Source organism: Mesorhizobium sp. M4A.F.Ca.ET.020.02.1.1, assembly GCF_004022645.1.
In the GTDB taxonomy this organism is placed as follows: Bacteria; Pseudomonadota; Alphaproteobacteria; order Rhizobiales; family Rhizobiaceae; genus Mesorhizobium.
Genome location: NZ_RZOI01000871.1, coordinates 1 through 2258, shown reverse-complemented (window position 1 = coordinate 2258; position 2258 = coordinate 1). Strand labels below are relative to the sequence as shown.

Genomic DNA, 2258 nt, shown 5'->3' with positions numbered 1-2258 from the left:
CTTCAGGCTCTGCTCGCCGCCCTTTGCGACGCGATTGAGCATCTGCAGCAGATCTTCCCTTTCGTGCGGGTCGAGGCGCTCGCGCAGGAACGGCGCCAGCTTGTCGATGACGATCGTCGTGTCGTCGATCTGCGCCGTTGCCCACTTGGCGTAGACGACGGCCTCGTCGGTCTTCTTCTGGCCATCCGCAATCCCCGAAATCACCTCGCGGATGACGGCTTCGCGCTGCGGCAGGATGGGCCCCTGTTCCGACACGATGGCGGTGATCAGCGTCGCCGCCGCCACAACGGGATTGTCGATCGCCGTCAGCGGCGACAGCGCCGCCTGCTTGCGCAGCTTCTTGCGGCGGATGTTGCCCTGAACGCGGCCGACGACGTCGGCGACCTCGCGCGCGGCCTCGTTCATGGCCTTCATCCGGTACCACCAGAACGCGGCCGCTCCCAACACGCCAAGGATAGCAAGCAGGAAAGGCATGTCAAAATCCCCCGGAAATTTCCGGCGACAATAAGAGAACTGTGCCGTTGCTTCAACACGCAAGAATTGCGGCCGGTGAAGAAGAGGTGCTCTCCCTCCAGGCAACTGCGCACCGGATCGAATGTCCTGGCTTTCGGTCGCTCACCCGCAAGGCAAACGATGCAGCCTCTTGCCGACGACGCTGCAGCTGGTCGACGCGCACTGCAAGAAATTTCACCTTCTGATATTTCATGCAACATCGTTGACACGCAACAAATCCCGCCGTATTCAACGTTGCCAGAGATTTCATATCCTGAAATTTCTTGCAAAGCTGATACGACGAGGCTTTTCATCGTCGGGGAACCCGGAGGAGAGAATGAACAGGATTGGGCTGGCGGGCGCATTGAGCGCCGCCATGATGACGCTGACCTTGGCGATGCCAGGCGCCGCGTCGGCAGAGAGCAAGTTTCAGTGCAAGCCGGACGAGACCTATGTGATGAACGTCATGGTCTCCGCGCATCCCTATTGGGTGCCGGTCTATCAGGGCTTCAAGCAGGCCGCCCAGGCGATGGGCTGCAAGACCGTGTTTTCAGGCACGCCTGACTACGACATCGCAAAGCAGATCGCCTCATTCGAACAGGATCTGATCAAGAAGCCGGCCGGCGTGCTGCTGCACCCGATGCAGGCCGATCCGTTCATCGAGCCGATCAACCGCGCCGTCGAGAACGGCACCACCGTCGTCACCTTCGCCGCCGACTCGCCGAAATCCAAGCGCGTGTCCTACATCACCTCGGACAATCTGGCGGAAGCCAAATTCGCCGCCGAGGAGATCGTCAAGCAGGTCGGCGACGACGCCGAATACGGCGTGCTGGAGAATCCGGGGCAGAGCAACCACGACCTGCGCGTCACCGCCTTCATCGACTATCTCGCCAAGAACTATCCTAAGATGAAGCTGGTCGGCCGCCAGGCCTCCAACCAGGACGCCAATGTCGCCAACAAGGCGGTGGCCTCGATGCTGCAGGCCAATCCGAACCTGAAGGCGCTGTGGATTCCGGAAGCCGGCTCGGCCGAGGGCGCGGTCGCCGCCGTCCTCGAGGCCAAGGCCAAGGTGCTGATCATGCATGCCGACATCACCCCGGCGACGCTGGAGCAGATCAAGGCCGGCAACATCCACATGGCGCTGAGCCCGAACCAGGGCATGCAGGGCTATCTCGGCTTCGTCGCCACCTTCATGGCGGCGCATCCGGAACTGATCGACCCGTTCAACGACTACAAGACGTCGGGCTACAACCCGATGAGCATCCCCTTCGCCGATAACGGCTTCGCCGTCATCACCAAGGAGAACGCCGACTCGTTCGACCTGAACAAATACATGCAAGGCCGCGATCCAAGCTGATCCGTCCCGCGGGCAACCGCGCCGTCCGGCGCGGTTGCCTCAACCATTCCTGAGCAGGCGAGAACCTCAGTGGAAACCCCGGTCCTCCTCAAAATATCCGGCCTCAGCAAATCGTTCGGCCCTGTCCGTGCCTTGCGCGATGTCGGATTCGAGCTGCGCGCCGGTGAAATCCACGCCATTGCCGGCGAGAACGGCGCCGGCAAGTCGACGCTGATGAAGGTGATCGACGGCATCTTGTCGCCGGACAGCGGCGACATCCAGGTCGATGGCCGCTCCGTCTCTATCTCCTCGCCGCTGGCGGCGCAGAAGCTTGGCATCGGCTTTGTTCACCAGGAGATCGCGCTGTGCCCCGATATCTCGGTGGCCGAGAACATCTTCATGTCGATCACCAACGCCAGCAAGGCGGTGC

Annotated in this window: 3 protein-coding genes; 2 read left to right on the top strand and 1 reads right to left on the bottom strand. The window is 61.7% G+C overall.

What is annotated here, in order from left to right; genetic code table 11:
- Positions 1-474: hypothetical protein (locus EN742_RS32400; protein WP_128333747.1), on the bottom strand; the 474-nt coding region annotated here is incomplete at its 3' end.
- Between the two features lie 394 nt (positions 475-868).
- On the opposite strand from EN742_RS32400, the gene EN742_RS32395 reads away from it, so the two are divergent.
- Both EN742_RS32395 and EN742_RS32390 read left to right on the top strand, forming a co-directional pair.
- Positions 869-1849 carry a substrate-binding domain-containing protein gene (locus EN742_RS32395; protein ID WP_245455752.1) on the top strand — a complete coding sequence of 327 codons (981 nt, stop codon included), beginning with the start codon at positions 869-871 and terminating at the stop codon, positions 1847-1849.
- Between the two features lie 69 nt (positions 1850-1918).
- Positions 1919-2258, top strand: a 340-nt coding sequence (locus tag EN742_RS32390) for an ATP-binding cassette domain-containing protein (protein WP_148670425.1), incomplete at its 3' end; no start/stop codon positions are given.